The following is a 17,132-nucleotide window of genomic DNA, read 5'->3' on the forward strand; positions in this document are numbered from 1 at the left end:
AGAAGACCACCGTGACCGGCGTTGAAATGTTCCGCAAGCTGCTGGACCAGGGTCAGGCAGGCGACAACGCTGGCCTGCTGCTGCGCGGCACCAAGCGTGACGACGTCGAGCGTGGCCAGGTTCTGGCCAAGCCGGGTTCGATCAAGCCGCACACCAAGTTCGAAGGCGAAGTCTACGTCCTGTCGAAGGACGAGGGCGGCCGTCACACCCCGTTCTTCAACGGCTACCGTCCGCAGTTCTACTTCCGCACCACCGACATCACCGGCGCAGCTGCTCTGCCGGAAGGCGTCGAAATGGTGATGCCGGGTGACAACGTCAAGATGGTCGTCACCCTGATCAACCCGGTGGCAATGGACGAAGGCCTGCGCTTCGCCATCCGCGAAGGTGGTCGTACCGTCGGCGCCGGCGTGGTCTCGAAGATCATCGAGTAAGCCTGCAGTACCGGTGGTTGCATAGCGCCGCCGGTTACGCGAATGGCGGGCCGGGAACCTCGGTCCGCCTTCGCCGTCTAAGGGAAGGCAAGTTTCAACACGTACGCCAGTAGCTCAATTGGCAGAGCAGCGGTCTCCAAAACCGCAGGTTGGGGGTTCGAGTCCCTCCTGGCGTGCCATCTGCCCACCTTATCCAGCGGCCTGGGCCGCTAAAGCAGACACAGCCGGATGAATAGCAAGATCGAACACTCCAAGGACAACTCCGCCAACGGCGGGGATATCGTCAAGTACGTCGCCGCATCGCTGCTGGTGCTGGCCGGTCTGTTCGTCTGGTTCTGGTTCTCCGCCGACTCCGGTCGCGCCACCCAGCTGGGTGCGTGGGCGGGTCAGCTGCGTGCGTTGGCGGTTGTGGTCGGTCTGGTTGGCGGTATCGGCGTGTTCATGCTGACCGGCAAGGGGCGCGACACCCGCGAATTCCTCTCCGAGTCGCGCTTCGAACTGCGCAAGGTGGTCTGGCCGACGCGCCAGGAAGCCATCCGCATGACCTGGGTCGTGATGGTGGTGGTGACCATTCTCAGTCTGTTGCTGGGTGGGTTCGATTACGTCATTCAGTGGCTGGTTCAGTTGTTCCTGAGCCGCTAAGGAGAATTGCATGAAGCGTTGGTACGTCGTTCACGCCTATTCGGGCTTCGAGAAGTCGGTGGCGCAGGCTCTGCGCGATCGCATCGTCCGTGACGGCATGGAAGAGCGCTTCGGCGATGTCCTGGTCCCGACCGAAGAAGTGGTCGAGATGCGCGCTGGCCAGAAGCGCCGCTCCGAGCGCAAGTTCTTCCCGGGTTACGTGCTGGTCCAGATCGAGACCCACGAAGAAGCCGGTATTCCGCGCATCGACAACGAAAGCTGGCACCTGGTCAAGGAAACCCCGCGCGTGATGGGCTTCATCGGTGGCACCGCCGACCGTCCGCTGCCGATCGCCGATTCCGAGGCCGAAGCCATCCTGAATCGCGTTCAGGAAGGTGTCGAGAAGCCGCGTCCGAAGGTGCTGTTCGAGCCGGGCCAGATGGTCCGCGTTACCGACGGCCCGTTCAACGATTTCAATGGTGTCGTCGAAGAAGTCAACTACGAGAAGAGCCGTCTGCGCGTCTCGGTGCTGATCTTCGGTCGTGCCACTCCGGTCGAACTCGAGTTCGGCCAGGTCGAAAAGGCCGTCTGACCGGTCCTGTAGGGTCGAGCCATGCTCGACTCCAGGCTCGGGATGGCGGTGCAGTCGAGCATGGCTCGACTCTACAAGGGGAACCGGGCTTTGCCCGGTTTCGTCCGTTTACGTGCCGCTTCAGGCATGTGAAGAAAAAACCTGATATAGTGCGCGGCTCCCCGCTGGGAAGCCAGCAGGACGAGGCCGCCGCAAGGTGGCCTTCAGCATGATTTCAAAACGCGATGCCGGGACGCGTGATTCCCGGTCCGATGGGGAGCCTGTTGTCGAAAGGCGCTAGCACCCGGAGAGTACTCACATGGCAAAGAAAGTTGTCGGTTACATCAAGCTGCAGGTGAAGGCCGGTCAGGCCAACCCCTCGCCGCCGGTCGGTCCTGCGCTGGGTCAGCGCGGTCTGAACATCATGGAATTCTGCAAGGCGTTCAACGCTGCCACGCAGAAGCTCGAGCCGGGTCTGCCGGTTCCGGTGATCATCACGGCCTACTCGGACCGTACGTTCACCTTCATCACCAAGAGCACCCCGGCCACCACCCTGCTGAAGAAGGCCGCTGGCATCTCGTCGGGCTCCAAGCGCCCGAACACCGAGAAGGTCGGCAAGGTCACCCGTAAGCAGCTGGAAGAGATCGCCAAGGCGAAGGAACCGGATCTGACTGCCGCCGATCTGGACGCCGCCGTGCGTACCATCGCTGGCTCTGCCCGTTCCATGGGCCTCGTGGTGGAGGGTTAATAAGATGGCACAGACCAAGCGTGAGAAGGCCATCAAGGCCGCCGTCGTTCCGGGCAAGGCATACGCCTTCGAGGACGCGATCAACATCCTGAAGAGCGCCACCAAGGCCAAGTTCGTCGAGTCGATCGACGTCGCTGTGCGCCTGGGCGTCGATGCGAAGAAGTCCGACCAGCAGGTCCGTGGCTCCACCGTGCTGCCGGCCGGTACCGGCAAGTCGGTCCGCGTCGCCGTGTTCGCTCCGGCCGGTGCCAAGGCTGACGAAGCCCTGGCCGCTGGCGCCGAAGCCGTCGGTATGGATGATCTGGCCGAGAAGATGCAGGCCGGCGATCTGAACTACGACGTCGTCATCGCGACCCCGGACGCCATGCGCGTCGTCGGTAAGCTGGGCACCGTGCTGGGCCCGCGCGGCCTGATGCCGAACCCGAAGGTCGGCACCGTTTCCCCGAACCCGGGTGAAGCCGTGAAGAACGCCAAGTCGGGTCAGGTCCGTTACCGCACCGACAAGGCTGGCATCATCCACTGCACCATCGGCAAGGCCGACTTCGCCGAAGACGCGCTGAAGTCGAACCTGACCGCGCTGCTGCTGGACCTGATCAAGGCCAAGCCGGCCACCTCGAAGGGCACCTACCTGCAGAAGGTTTCGGTCAGCTCGACGATGGGCCCGGGCGTCACCGTCGACCAGTCGTCGCTGACCCTGAAGTAATTGTTTCAAGCGGTCACGGTACCTTCGGTGCCGTGACCGTGACATTTGAAGGCATCGCTGGCCGTACATCGCCCGCGGTAGCCGTCAAAGACCGCAGGCGCGGTCGTGGCAATACCGGCGACGGGCACGGAAGCTCGATCTGGCAAGGAGTCGCCGCCGGAGCAGTCATGAGCGCTTAATCGATTCTCCGGAATCACCCTGCGTAGATGGTGCCCTTCTGGAGTTTTTCTGGTTCACGCACGTCTGGGTTTCCCAGGTTGGCCCACTCCAGGTCTAGAACGGCCCACCCCCGGAACATCATCCCGATGTTCCCGGCGTCCAGGACGGATGCCGCACAGGACCGCACACGGCAGGAGCCGTAAGCGGAGTTCAATAGGAGGAGTGCAATGGCTCTCAATCTGTCCCAGAAGCAAGAAGTAGTCGCCGAGCTGGCAGACGTCGCCGCCAAGGCCCACTCCTTGATCGCAGCCGAATACGCTGGCACCACGGTCGCCCAGATGACCGCGATGCGCAAGCAGGCTCGTGAAACCGGTGTTTTCTTGAAGGTTGTCAAGAACACCCTGGCTTCGCGCGCCGTTGAAGGCACCGAGTTCGCAGTCGCCCAGGACCAGATGGTTGGTCCGCTGCTGTACGCGTTCTCGCTCGAGGAGCCCGGCGCTGCCGGTCGCCTGATCAAGGAAGCCGCCAAGGGCAACGACAAGCTGAAGGCTAAGGTCGTCGCCATCGGTGGCGAAGTGTTCCCGGCAAGCCACGTCGAAGTGCTGGCCTCGCTGCCGACCCGCGACCAGGCCCTGGCCATGCTGGCCCGCGTCCTGACCGAGCCGGTCACGATGTTTGCCCGCGCCATCAAGGCCGTTGGCGAGAAGCAGGGTGGTGGCGACGTCGCCGCCGACGCTGCCGAGCCGGCCGCCGAGACCGCCTGAGTTTCGACTTACCGTGGTTCCTGACGGAACCTCAACCCAGAAAATCATCCAAAGGTATTAATCATGTCCCTTACCAACGAACAGATCGTCGACGCCATCGCCGAGAAGTCCCTGATGGAAGTGATGGAGCTGGTCAAGGCCATCGAAGAGAAGTTCGGCGTCTCCGCCGCTGCTCCGGTTGCCGTGGCTGCTGCCGCTGGCCCGGCCGCTGCTGTTGAAGAGCAGACCGAGTTCACCGTCACCCTGAAGTCGGCCGGCGACAAGAAGGTCGAAGTCATCAAGGCCGTCCGCGCCATCACCGGCCTGGGCCTGAAGGAAGCGAAGGACCTGGCCGAAGCCGGTGGCGTCCTGAAGGAAGGCGCTTCGAAGGACGACGCCGAGAAGATGAAGAAGGACCTGGAAGCTGCTGGCGCGACTGTCGAAGTCAAGTAAGCAGTTACCTTGCATCGTCACCGATTCACGGCGATGCAGCCAAGGCTGGGGGCGTAAGCCCCCGGCCTTTGGTCGTTGTTGCAGTACCGGTAGGGTCGACTGTTAGTCGGCTGTTTCAAAAGCAGAAAAAGCCCAACACGGGCTGCGGTCAGACCCCGGCAGGCCAGCGCAGAGCGCGGCAGCGGGGGAGTGGATGCAGACGAGTTGGCAGTTGGAAGTAGCGGGAGAAGGCGTGCTGGTGCCGGCAATACCAGCGACTTCCAACTGACAATTTCAAGTTCCCTTCGGATCGTGGGCGCACGATCCGCACAACAAGGTGGAAGACCTCATGACGTCCTATTCGTTCACCGAAAAAAAGCGTATCCGCAAGGATTTCGGCAAGCAGCGCTCGATTCTCGAAGTGCCGTTCCTGCTCGCCATCCAGGTGGATTCCTATCGTGAATTCCTGCAGGAAAACGTCGATCCGGCCAAGCGCACGGACCACGGCCTGCACGCTGCGCTGAAGTCGGTCTTCCCGATCGCCAGCTACAGCGGCAACGCTGCCCTGGAATACGTCGGCTACAAGCTGGGCGAACCGGTCTTCGACGAGCGTGAGTGCCGCCAGCGTGGCATGAGCTACGGCGCCCCGCTGCGCGTGACCGTGCGCCTGGTGATCTACGACCGTGAGTCGTCGACCAAGGCCATCAAGTACGTGAAGGAGCAGGAGGTCTATCTGGGCGAAATCCCGCTGATGACCGAGAACGGCACCTTCATCGTCAACGGCACCGAGCGCGTCATCGTCTCGCAGCTGCACCGTTCGCCGGGCGTGTTCTTCGACCACGACCGTGGCAAGACCCACAGCTCGGGCAAGCTGCTGTACAGCGCCCGCATCATTCCTTACCGCGGCTCCTGGCTGGACTTCGAGTTCGACCCGAAGGATGCGCTGTTCACCCGTATCGACCGCCGCCGCAAGCTGCCGGTGTCGATCCTGCTGCGCGCGCTCGGCTACAGCAACGAAGAGATGCTGGCCGAGTTCTTCGAGATCAACACCTTCCACATCAACCCGGATGAAGGCGTCCAGCTGGAGCTGGTGCCGGAGCGCCTGCGTGGCGAAACCCTGGGCTTCGACCTCGCCGACGGCGACAAGGTCATCGTGGAAGCCGGCAAGCGCATCACCGCGCGCCACATCAAGCAGCTGGAAGCCTCGGGCATCGCCGCCCTGGCCGTGCCGGACGACTACATCGTCGGCCGCATCCTGTCGCACGACGTGGTCGATGCTTCGACCGGCGAACTGCTGGCCCAGGCCAATGACGAGATCACCGACGAGCAGCTGCAGGCCTTCCGCAAGGCCGGTGTGGATGCCGTGGGCACCCTGTGGGTGAACGATCTGGATCGTGGCCCGTACCTGTCCAACACCCTGCGCATCGACCCGACCAAGACCCAGCTGGAAGCCCTGGTCGAGATCTACCGCATGATGCGTCCGGGCGAGCCGCCGACCAAGGATGCCGCGCAGAACCTGTTCCACAACCTGTTCTTCACCTTCGAGCGCTACGACCTGTCTGCGGTCGGCCGCATGAAGTTCAACCGTCGCGTGGGCCGCAAGGAAACCACCGGCGAAGCCGTGCTGTACGACCGCAAGTACTACGGTGAGCGCAACGACGAAGAGTCCAAGCGCCTGGTTGCCGCCCATGGCGACAGCTCCGACATCCTGGACGTGATCAAGGTCCTGACCGAGATCCGCAACGGTCGCGGCGTGGTCGATGACATCGATCACCTGGGCAACCGTCGCGTGCGTTCGGTCGGCGAAATGGCCGAGAACGTGTTCCGCGTGGGCCTGGTCCGCGTCGAGCGCGCGGTCAAGGAGCGCCTGTCGATGGCCGAGTCGGAAGGCCTGACCCCGCAGGAGCTGATCAACGCCAAGCCGGTTGCCGCTGCCATCAAGGAGTTCTTCGGCTCCTCGCAGCTGTCGCAGTTCATGGACCAGAACAACCCGCTGTCGGAAGTGACCCACAAGCGTCGCGTCTCGGCCCTGGGCCCGGGCGGCCTGACCCGTGAGCGCGCCGGCTTCGAAGTGCGCGACGTGCACCCGACCCATTACGGCCGCGTCTGCACCATCGAAACCCCGGAAGGCCCGAACATCGGCCTGATCAACTCGCTGGCCGTGTACGCCCGCACCAACCAGTACGGTTTCCTCGAGACCCCGTACCGCAAGGTCGTGGACGGCAAGGTCTATGACGAAGTCGAGTTCCTGTCGGCCATCGAAGAAAACGAATACGTCATTGCGCAGGCCAACGCCCTGACCAATGCCGACAGCGTGCTGACCGAGCAGTTCGTTCCGTGCCGCTTCCAGGGCGAGTCGCTGCTGAAGCCGCCGGCGGAAGTCCACTTCATGGACGTCTCGCCGATGCAGACCGTGTCGATCGCGGCCGCGCTGGTTCCGTTCCTGGAGCACGATGACGCCAACCGTGCACTGATGGGCGCCAACATGCAGCGTCAGGCCGTGCCGACCCTGCGTGCGCAGAAGCCGCTGGTCGGTACCGGCATCGAGCGCGCCGTGGCGCGTGACTCCGGTGTGACCGTGAATGCCCGTCGTGGTGGCGAGATCGTGCAGATCGATGCCGCCCGTATCGTGGTCAAGGTCAACGAGGAAGAGATCGTTGGCGCCACCGACGCAGGCGTGGACATCTACAACCTGGTCAAGTACACCCGTTCGAACCAGAACACCTGCATCAACCAGCGTCCGCTGGTGCAGGTGGGTGACGTCATCGCCCGCGGCGACGTGCTGGCCGACGGTCCGTCCACCGACATCGGCGAACTGGCCCTGGGCCAGAACATGCTGATCGCGTTCATGCCGTGGAACGGCTACAACTTCGAAGACTCCATCCTGCTCTCCGAGCGCGTGGTGGAAGAGGATCGTTACACCACGATCCACATCGAAGAGCTGACCTGCGTCGCGCGTGACACCAAGCTGGGGCCGGAGGAAATCTCGGCCGACATCCCGAACGTCTCCGAGCAGGCGCTGAACCGCCTGGACGAGAGCGGCGTGGTGTACATCGGTGCGGAAGTCCGCGCCGGCGACATCATGGTCGGCAAGGTCACCCCGAAGGGCGAAAGCCAGCTGACCCCGGAAGAAAAGCTGCTGCGCGCGATCTTCGGCGAGAAGGCTTCGGACGTGAAGGACAGCTCGCTGCGCGTTCCGCCGGGCATGGACGGCACCGTCATCGACGTGCAGGTCTTCACCCGCGACGGCATCGAGAAGGACAAGCGCGCTCGCCAGATCGAAGAGTCTGAAATCAAGCGCGTCAAGAAGGACTTCGACGACCAGTTCCGCATCCTGGAAGCCGCCATCTACATGCGTCTGCGTTCGCAGATCGTGGGCAAGGTGGTCAACGGTGGCGCTGGCCTGAAGAAGGGCGACGTCATCAGCGACGCGTTCCTGGACGGCCTGAAGAAGGCTGACTGGTTCGCCCTGCGCATGAAGGACGAGGACGCCTCGGAAGCCATCGAGCGCGCGCAGAAGCAGATCCAGGCGCACGAGAAGGAATTCGAGCGTCGCTTCGCCGACAAGCGCGGCAAGATCACCGCCGGTGACGACCTCGCCCCGGGCGTGCTGAAGATGGTCAAGGTGTTCCTGGCCGTGAAGCGCCGCATCCAGCCGGGCGACAAGATGGCAGGCCGCCACGGCAACAAGGGTGTGGTCTCCAACGTGGTGCCGGTCGAGGACATGCCGTACATGGCCTCGGGCGAAACCGTGGACATCGTGCTGAACCCGCTGGGCGTGCCGTCGCGTATGAACATCGGCCAGATCCTGGAAGTGCATCTGGGCTGGGCTGCCAAGGGCCTGGGCCGCAAGATCCAGGCGATGATGGAAGCCCAGGCGGCGGTTGCCGACCTGCGCAAGTTCCTGGACGACATCTACAACCACGACGACACCAACGTGGCCAACCGTGTCGACCTGTCGCAGTTCAGCGACGAGGAACTGCTGCGTCTGGCCCGTAACCTCACCGACGGCGTGCCTATGGCCACCCCGGTGTTCGACGGCGCCACCGAAGCGGAAATCAAGCGCATGCTGGAACTGGCAGACCTGCCGAGCAGTGGCCAGACCCAGCTGTACGACGGCCGCACCGGTGAAGCGTTCGATCGCCACACCACCGTGGGTTACATGCACTACCTGAAGCTGAACCACCTGGTCGACGACAAGATGCACGCCCGTTCGACCGGTCCGTACTCGCTCGTCACCCAGCAGCCGCTGGGCGGCAAGGCGCAGTTCGGCGGCCAGCGCTTCGGTGAAATGGAAGTCTGGGCGCTGGAAGCCTACGGCGCGGCCTACACCCTGCAGGAAATGCTGACGGTGAAGTCCGATGACGTGCAGGGCCGCAACCAGATGTACAAGAACATCGTCGACGGTGAGCACGAGATGGTCGCGGGCATGCCGGAATCCTTCAACGTGCTCGTGAAGGAAATCCGCTCGCTGGCCATCAACATGGAACTGGAAGACAACTGATCCATGCCGGCGCGGCGGCCTCCGCCGCCGCGCCGCTGGCAGTCAACTGAAAGCCCATCGACACAGCATTCCTCCTTCTGGAGAACACCATGAAAGACCTGCTCAACCTCTTCAACCAGCAGCGCCAGACGCTGGACTTCGACGCGATCAAGATCGCGCTGGCCTCGCCGGACCTGATCCGTTCGTGGTCCTTCGGCGAAGTGAAGAAGCCGGAAACCATCAACTACCGTACCTTCAAGCCGGAACGCGACGGCCTGTTCTGCGCCGCCATCTTCGGCCCGGTGAAGGACTACGAGTGCCTGTGCGGCAAGTACAAGCGCATGAAGCACCGCGGCGTGGTCTGCGAAAAGTGCGGCACCGAAGTGACCCTGGCCAAGGTGCGTCGCGAGCGCATGGGCCATATCGACCTGGCTTCGCCGGTCGCGCACATCTGGTTCCTGAAGTCGCTGCCGTCGCGCATCGGCCTGATGCTGGACATGACCCTGCGCGACATCGAGCGCGTGCTGTACTTCGAAGCCTACGTGGTGACCGAGCCGGGCCTGACCGCCCTGGAGCGCCGCCAGCTGCTGACCGAAGAACAGTACCTGCAGGCCCGCCAGGAGCACGGTGACGACTTCGACGCCGCGATGGGCGCCGAGGCCGTGTACGAACTGCTGCGCACGATCGACCTGCAGTCGGAAATGACCCGCCTGCGCGAGGAAATCGCCGCTACCGGTTCGGAAACCAAGCTCAAGCGCCTCACCAAGCGCATCAAGCTGATCGAAGCCTTCCTGGAGTCGGGCAACCGTCCGGAATGGATGGTCATGACCGTGCTGCCGGTGCTGCCGCCGGACCTGCGTCCGCTGGTCCCGCTGGATGGTGGCCGCTTCGCGACCTCCGACCTGAACGACCTGTACCGCCGTGTCATCAACCGTAACAACCGCCTGCGCCGCCTGCTCGAACTGAGCGCGCCGGACATCATCGTGCGCAATGAAAAGCGCATGCTGCAGGAATCGGTCGATGCGCTGCTGGACAACGGCCGTCGTGGCCGTGCCATCACCGGCACCAACAAGCGCCCGCTGAAGTCGCTGGCCGACATGATCAAGGGCAAGCAGGGTCGCTTCCGCCAGAACCTGCTGGGCAAGCGCGTCGACTACTCGGGCCGTTCGGTCATCGTGGTCGGTCCGTACCTGCGCCTGCACCAGTGCGGCCTGCCGAAGAAGATGGCGCTTGAGCTGTTCAAGCCGTTCGTCTTCGCCAAGCTGCAGCGTCGTGGCCTGGCCACCACCATCAAGGCCGCCAAGAAGCTGGTCGAGCGCGAAGAAGCCGAAGTCTGGGACATCCTGGAAGAGGTCATCCGCGAGCATCCGGTGATGCTGAACCGTGCGCCGACCCTGCACCGTCTGGGCATCCAGGCGTTCGAGCCGGTGCTGATCGAAGGCAAGGCCATCCAGCTGCACCCGCTGGTCTGCACCGCGTTCAACGCCGACTTCGACGGTGACCAGATGGCCGTCCACGTGCCGCTCTCGCTGGAAGCCCAGCTGGAAGCGCGTGCGCTGATGATGTCGACCAACAACATCCTGTCGCCGGCCAACGGCGAGCCGATCATCGTGCCGTCGCAGGACGTCGTGCTGGGTCTGTACTACATGACCCGCTCGCTGGAAAACAAGAAGGGCGAGGGCATGGCCTTCGCCAACATCGCCGAAGTGAAGCGTGCCTACGACAACCGCGTGGTGGAACTGCACGCGCGCGTCAAGGTCCGCATCACCGAGGTGGTGACCGACGAAGACGGTGTGAAGCAGAACAAGACCTCGATCGTGGACACCACGATCGGTCGCGCCCTGCTGGCTGAAATCCTGCCGGAAGGCCTGCCGTTCGCGCTGGCCAACACCGAGCTGACCAAGAAGAACATCAGCCGCCTGATCAACTCCAGCTACCGCCAGCTGGGTCTGAAGGACACGGTCGTGTTCGCCGACAAGCTGATGTACACCGGCTTCGCCTACGCGACCCGCGCCGGCGTCTCGATCGGCATCGACGACATGCTGATCCCGGACGAGAAGAAGGGCATCCTCACCGAGGCCGAAGCCGAAGTGCTGGAAATCCAGGAGCAGTACCAGTCGGGCCTGGTCACCGCCGGCGAGCGCTACAACAAGGTGGTCGACATCTGGTCGCGCACCAACGAGCGCATCGCCAAGGCGATGATGGACACCATCGGTACCGAAAAGGTCGTCAATGCCAAGGGTGAGACCATCGACCAGAAGTCGATGAACTCGCTGTACATCATGGCCGACTCCGGTGCGCGTGGTTCGCAGGCGCAGATCCGTCAGCTGGCCGGTATGCGTGGCCTGATGGCGCGTCCGGACGGCTCGATCATCGAGACGCCCATCAAGGCGAACTTCCGTGAAGGCCTGAACGTGCAGGAGTACTTCAACTCCACCCACGGTGCCCGTAAGGGTCTGGCCGATACCGCGCTGAAGACCGCGAACTCGGGTTACCTGACCCGTCGTCTGGTCGACGTCGCGCAGGACGTGGTGATCACCGAGGTGGATTGCGGTACCACCGAAGGCCTGATCATGACCCCGATCGTGGAAGGCGGCGACGTGGTCGAGCCGCTGAAGGATCGCGTGCTGGGTCGCGTGGTTGCCGAGGACGTGTTCCTGCCGGGCAACGACGAAGATCCGATCGTCACCCGCAACACCCTGCTGGACGAAGCCTGGGTCGCCAAGCTGGAAGACGCCGGCGTGCAGAGCATCAAGGTGCGTTCGACGATCTCGTGCGAATCGGCCTTCGGTGTCTGCGGTCGCTGCTACGGCCGCGATCTGGCCCGTGGCCACCTGGTCAACATCGGTGAAGCGGTCGGCGTCATCGCCGCCCAGTCCATCGGTGAGCCGGGTACCCAGCTGACCATGCGTACGTTCCACATCGGTGGTGCGGCGTCGCGAGCTGCTGCGGTCGACAACATCACCGTCAAGACCACCGGCTCGGTCAAGTTCAGCAACCTCAAGTCCGTCGAGCATGCCAACGGCTCGCTGGTGGCAGTGTCGCGCTCGGGCGAAATCTCGGTGCTCGATGCCCACGGCCGTGAGCGTGAGCGCTACAAGCTGCCGTACGGTGCGACCATCACGTCCAAGGACGGTGATGCGATCAAGGCTGGCCAGACCGTGGCCAACTGGGATCCGCATAACCACCCGATCGTGTCGGAAGTGGCCGGTTTCATCCGCTTCATCGACTTCGTCGACGGCATCACCGTCATCGAGAAGACCGACGAGCTGACCGGCCTGGCGTCGCGCGAAATCACCGATCCGAAGCGTCGTGGTACCCAGGCCAAGGACCTGCGCCCGATCGTGCGCATCGTCGACGCCAAGGGCAACGACCTGTCGATCCCGGGCACCGACCTGCCGGCGCAGTACCTGCTGCCGCCGCGCTCGATCGTCAACCTGCAGGACGGCGCTGCCGTCGGCGTGGGTGACGTGGTCGCCAAGATCCCGCAGGAAGCGTCGAAGACCCGCGACATCACCGGTGGTCTGCCGCGCGTGGCCGATCTGTTCGAAGCGCGCAAGCCGAAGGATCCGGCGGTGCTGGCCGAGCGTTCGGGCATCATCAGCTTCGGCAAGGACACCAAGGGCAAGCAGCGCCTGATCATCAAGGACACCGATGGTTCGGAGCACGAAGAGCTGATCCCGAAGTACCGCCAGGTCATCGTGTTCGAAGGCGAGCATGTCACCAAGGGTGAAACCATCGTGGACGGCGAGCCGAGCCCGCAGGACATCCTGCGTCTGCTGGGTGTCGAACCGCTGGCGGCCTACCTGGTGAAGGAAATCCAGGACGTGTACCGCCTGCAGGGCGTGAAGATCAACGACAAGCACATCGAGGTGATCACCCGCCAGATGCTGCGCAAGGTCGAGATCACCGACCAGGGCAGCAGCAAGTTCCTGAACGGCGAACAGGTGGAGCGTCAGCGCGTTATCGAGGAGAATGCGCGCCTGTCGACCCGCAACGAGCTGCCGGCGCACTTCGATCCGGTCCTGCTGGGTATCACCAAGGCCTCGCTGGCGACCGAATCGTTCATCTCGGCCGCGTCGTTCCAGGAAACCACCCGCGTGCTGACCGAAGCGGCCGTCCGCGGCACCTCGGACAACCTGCGTGGCCTGAAGGAAAACGTCATCGTGGGTCGCTTGATTCCGGCCGGTACCGGCCTGGCGTACCACAGCAACCGCCGCCGCGGCGCTTCCGGTCTCACCGAGTCGGAAATGCAGACCCTGGCCGGTACTCCGGCTGCGGTCGAGGCGCCGGTGGTTGAAGCCGAAGCTGAACAGGCCTCGGGCGAAGAATGAGGTATCCGGTCCGGCCGCAAGGCCGGACCACCCCATCGGTCCATCGATGGGATTGGGAAAGGGCAGGGGAGATCGTCCGCGATCGACCCGGCCAACCTGAACGGGGTACATGGAGGCCCCCCAGTAACGTTCCGGGATCAGGAACGGGCTTGACAGGAGGCGTTTGACTGCTTTCCTGGCAGGTTGCTACAATCGTCTGTCTCAGCAGGCCAGAATTTTGGCCTGCTTTAACATTTCCGCATCTCTGGTCGGATTTTCCGGCCACCAATCAGAAGAACCTACTGATGGCGACGATCAACCAGCTGGTCCGCAAGCCGCGGCAAGCGACCACCTACAAGAGTGCCTCGCCGGCGCTCGACAAGTGCCCGCAGCGCCGTGGCGTCTGCACCCGTGTCTACACCACCACTCCGAAGAAGCCGAACTCGGCTCTGCGCAAGGTTGCCAAGGTCCGCCTGACCAACCAGGAAGAAGTGATTTCCTACATCGGTGGTGAAGGCCACAACCTGCAGGAGCACTCCGTGGTCCTGATCCGCGGCGGTCGCGTCAAGGACCTGCCGGGTGTGCGTTACCACACCGTTCGTGGCTCGCTCGACGCCGCCGGCGTTGCCAAGCGTCGCCAGGCCCGTTCCAAGTACGGCGCCAAGCGTCCGAAGGCATAAGGAGAGAGCACTATGTCGCGTAAGGGTAATACTCCGCAGCGTTCCGTCCTGCCCGATCCGAAGCACGGAAGCGAAACCATCGCCCGCTTCATCAACATGGTCATGCAGAGCGGCAAGAAGTCCGTCGCCGAAAAGATCGTGTACGGCGCCATGGACGTGATCACCGAGAAGAACAGCAGCGCCAACGCCATTGAACTGGTGCAGAAGGCTCTGGACAACGTCGCTCCGGCGGTCGAAGTCAAGTCGCGCCGCGTCGGTGGTGCCACCTACCAGGTGCCGGTCGAAGTGCGTTCGTCGCGCAAGATGGCGCTGGCCATGCGCTGGCTGATCGACTCCGCGCGCAAGCGTGGTGAGAACACCATGCCGAAGAAGCTGGCTGCTGAACTGATCGACGCCTCGGAAAACCGTGGCGGCGCCATCAAGAAGCGCGAAGAAACCCACCGCATGGCCGAAGCCAACAAGGCATTCGCCCACTACCGCTGGTGAGTTTGACGGCCTTGTAAAACAGGCAGGGCAGCACCACTTCGGTGCGTGCTGCCTCGCGGTCCCAGAAGGACTGCGCCAATCCGAAGGCCGCCGAAAGGCGGCGTTCGGCCATCCGAAATCCAAGAAATCTGAGAGGCTCCCGTGGCCCGTTCCACTCCCATCGAGCGTTACCGTAACTTCGGCATCATGGCTCACATCGATGCCGGCAAGACCACCACGTCCGAGCGCATCCTGTTCTACACCGGCAAGAGCCACAAGATCGGTGAAGTGCACGACGGCGCCGCCACCATGGACTGGATGGAGCAGGAGCAGGAGCGTGGCATCACGATCCAGTCCGCTGCCACCACCGCGTTCTGGAAGGGCATGGACAAGTCCCTGCCGGAGCACCGCTTCAACATCATCGACACCCCCGGGCACGTCGACTTCACCATCGAAGTGGAGCGCTCGCTGCGCGTGCTCGACGGTGCCGTCTTCGTCCTGTGCGCCGTCGGTGGCGTGCAGCCGCAGTCGGAAACCGTGTGGCGCCAGGCCAACAAGTACCACGTGCCGCGCATCGCGTTCGTCAACAAGATGGACCGCACCGGTGCCAACTTCCAGAAGGTCGTCGGCCAGCTGAAGGCCAAGCTGGGCGCGGTTGCCGTGCCGATGCAGCTGCCGATCGGCGCTGAAGACAACTTCAAGGGCGTCGTCGACCTGCTGAAGATGAAGGCCATCCATTGGGATGAGGCTTCGCAGGGCATGAAGTTCGAATACGGTGAAATCCCGGCCGAGCTGCAGGGCCCGGCTGAAGAGGCTCGCCAGTTCATGGTCGAGACCGCTGCCGAAGCCAGCGAAGAGCTGATGGAAAAGTACCTGGGCGGCGAAGAGCTGGCCGAGGCTGAAATCATCAACGCGCTGCGTACCCGCACCCTGGCCACCGAGATCGTGCCGATGTACTGCGGCTCGGCCTTCAAGAACAAGGGCGTGCAGGCCATGCTGGACGGCGTGATCCAGCTGCTGCCGTCGCCGGTCGACGTGCCGGACGTGAAGGGCGTGGACGTTGACGACGACACCGTCGAAATGACCCGCAAGTCGGACGACAAGGCTCCGTTCTCGTCGCTGGCCTTCAAGATCATCACCGACCCGTTCGTCGGCGCGCTGACCTTCTTCCGTGTCTACTCGGGCACCCTGAACGGTGGCGACACCGTGCTGAACTCGGTGAAGGGCAAGAAGGAGCGCATCGGCCGCATCCTGCAGATGCACTCGAACAACCGCGAGGAAATCAAGGAAGTTCTGGCCGGTGACATCGCCGCTGCCGTGGGCCTGAAGGACACCACCACCGGTGACACCCTGTGCGCCGTGGACGCCCCGATCATCCTGGAGCGCATGACGTTCCCGGAGCCGGTGATCTCGATGGCCGTCGAGCCGAAGACCAAGTCGGACCAGGAAAAGATGGGTCTGGCCCTGGGCCGTCTGGCGCAGGAAGATCCGTCGTTCCGCGTCAAGACCGACGAAGAATCCGGCCAGACCATCATCTCGGGCATGGGCGAGCTGCACCTGGACATCATCGTCGACCGCCTGAAGCGCGAGTTCAACGTTGAAGCAAACGTCGGCGCGCCGCAGGTGGCCTACCGCGAAACCATCACCCTGGCCGACGTCAAGTCGGACTACAAGCACGCCAAGCAGTCCGGTGGTAAGGGTCAGTACGGTCACGTCGTGATCGAACTGTCGCCGATCACCGCTGCCGACCGTGCCGATCCGAAGCTGGCTCCGGCCATCAAGGACGACTTCCTGTTCATCAACGACATCACCGGCGGCGTGATCCCGAAGGAATTCATTCCGTCGGTTGAAAAGGGCCTGCGCGAAACCATCACCAGCGGTCCGCTGGCTGGCTTCCCGGTCGTGGACGTCAAGGTGAAGCTGGTGTTCGGTTCGTACCACGACGTCGACTCCTCGGAAATGGCGTTCAAGCTGGCTTCGTCGATGGCCTTCAAGCAGGGCTTCGCCAAGGCCAAGCCGGTGCTGCTGGAGCCGATCATGAAGGTCGAGATCGTGACCCCGGAGGATTACCAGGGTGACGTGATGGGCGACGTCAGCCGTCGTCGCGGCGTGCTGCAGGGTTCCGACACCACCGGTGACGGCTCCGCTTCGATCATCAACGCGATGATCCCGCTGGGTGAAATGTTCGGCTACGCCACTGCGCTGCGTTCGCAGACCCAGGGCCGCGCCACCTTCACCATGGAATTCGATCACTACGAGCCGGCTCCGACCAACATCGCCGAAGCCGTCATGAAGAAGGGCTGAGCCTCGCTCAGCCTCTCTTGAAACCACTTACGAACAATCAAGGTATAGAACAATGGCAAAGGGTAAGTTCGAGCGCACCAAGCCGCACGTCAATGTCGGCACCATCGGTCACGTCGATCACGGCAAGACCACGCTGACCGCTGCACTGACCAAGATCGGTGCCGAGCGCTTCGGTGGCGAGTTCAAGGATTACTCCTCGATCGACGCCGCGCCGGAAGAAAAGGCGCGTGGTATCACGATCTCGACCGCGCACGTCGAGTACGAATCCCCGGTCCGTCACTACGCCCACGTCGATTGCCCGGGCCACGCTGACTACGTCAAGAACATGATCACCGGTGCCGCCCAGATGGACGGCGCGATCCTGGTGTGCTCGGCCGCTGACGGCCCGATGCCGCAGACCCGCGAGCACATCCTGCTGTCGCGTCAGGTCGGCGTGCCGTACATCGTCGTGTTCCTGAACAAGGCCGACATGGTTGACG

The 17,132-nt window shown here is 63.3% G+C and carries 13 protein-coding genes and 1 tRNA gene; all 14 read left to right on the plus strand.

The genetic code is table 11. The annotated features are described in order from the left end of the window. Positions 1-431: EF-Tu C-terminal domain-related protein (locus AC5O77_RS20320; protein ID WP_494507124.1), on the plus strand; the 431-nt coding region annotated here is incomplete at its 5' end. Between the two features lie 103 nt (positions 432-534). Next, positions 535-610, plus strand: a tRNA-Trp gene (locus tag AC5O77_RS20325). A gap of 49 nt (positions 611-659) precedes the next feature. Beyond that, on the plus strand, positions 660-1,073 hold the full coding sequence (secE, locus tag AC5O77_RS20330; protein WP_005408202.1) for a preprotein translocase subunit SecE: 414 nt from the start codon (positions 660-662) through the stop codon (positions 1,071-1,073). A gap of 10 nt (positions 1,074-1,083) precedes the next feature. Further along, entirely contained in the window at positions 1,084-1,644 is a 561-nt protein-coding gene (gene nusG, locus AC5O77_RS20335) for a transcription termination/antitermination protein NusG (RefSeq protein ID WP_004154362.1), read from the plus strand. 298 nt (positions 1,645-1,942) lie between these two features. After that, positions 1,943-2,371, plus strand: a complete 429-nt coding sequence (gene rplK / locus AC5O77_RS20340) for a 50S ribosomal protein L11 (protein WP_004145248.1) — start codon at positions 1,943-1,945, stop codon at positions 2,369-2,371. Between the two features lie 4 nt (positions 2,372-2,375). Then, positions 2,376-3,074, plus strand: coding sequence for a 50S ribosomal protein L1 (gene rplA, locus AC5O77_RS20345; RefSeq protein ID WP_004154350.1), 699 nt, complete (start codon positions 2,376-2,378; stop codon positions 3,072-3,074). A 386-nt stretch (positions 3,075-3,460) separates the two neighbouring features. Further along, the gene (gene rplJ / locus AC5O77_RS20350; protein ID WP_010480377.1) at positions 3,461-3,997 is read left to right on the plus strand and encodes a 50S ribosomal protein L10; all 537 of its coding nucleotides are present in this window, start codon (positions 3,461-3,463) and stop codon (positions 3,995-3,997) included. A 63-nt stretch (positions 3,998-4,060) separates the two neighbouring features. Further along, positions 4,061-4,429 (plus strand): 50S ribosomal protein L7/L12, encoded by a 369-nt coding sequence (gene rplL, locus AC5O77_RS20355; RefSeq protein WP_010480374.1) that lies wholly within the window; start codon positions 4,061-4,063, stop codon positions 4,427-4,429. A gap of 328 nt (positions 4,430-4,757) precedes the next feature. Further along, complete coding sequence (gene rpoB, locus AC5O77_RS20360; protein WP_049401089.1) at positions 4,758-8,912, plus strand: DNA-directed RNA polymerase subunit beta; 4,155 nt, start codon at positions 4,758-4,760, stop codon at positions 8,910-8,912. Between the two features lie 89 nt (positions 8,913-9,001). Beyond that, positions 9,002-13,225 (plus strand): DNA-directed RNA polymerase subunit beta', encoded by a 4,224-nt coding sequence (rpoC, locus tag AC5O77_RS20365; protein WP_125895178.1) that lies wholly within the window; start codon positions 9,002-9,004, stop codon positions 13,223-13,225. 284 nt (positions 13,226-13,509) lie between these two features. After that, positions 13,510-13,884, plus strand: a complete 375-nt coding sequence (rpsL, locus tag AC5O77_RS20370) for a 30S ribosomal protein S12 (protein WP_004145320.1) — start codon at positions 13,510-13,512, stop codon at positions 13,882-13,884. Between the two features lie 12 nt (positions 13,885-13,896). Then, the gene (rpsG, locus tag AC5O77_RS20375; protein ID WP_004145321.1) at positions 13,897-14,370 is read left to right on the plus strand and encodes a 30S ribosomal protein S7; all 474 of its coding nucleotides are present in this window, start codon (positions 13,897-13,899) and stop codon (positions 14,368-14,370) included. Between the two features lie 141 nt (positions 14,371-14,511). Then, a complete protein-coding gene (gene fusA / locus AC5O77_RS20380; protein ID WP_005408207.1) occupies positions 14,512-16,653 on the plus strand; it encodes an elongation factor G in 2,142 nt (713 codons plus the stop codon). 52 nt (positions 16,654-16,705) lie between these two features. After that, the coding region (locus tag AC5O77_RS20385) for a GTP-binding protein (protein ID WP_172711931.1) at positions 16,706-17,132 on the plus strand (427 nt) is incomplete at its 3' end.

It is taken from the genome of Stenotrophomonas sp. INTA L402-1 (assembly GCF_059295135.1).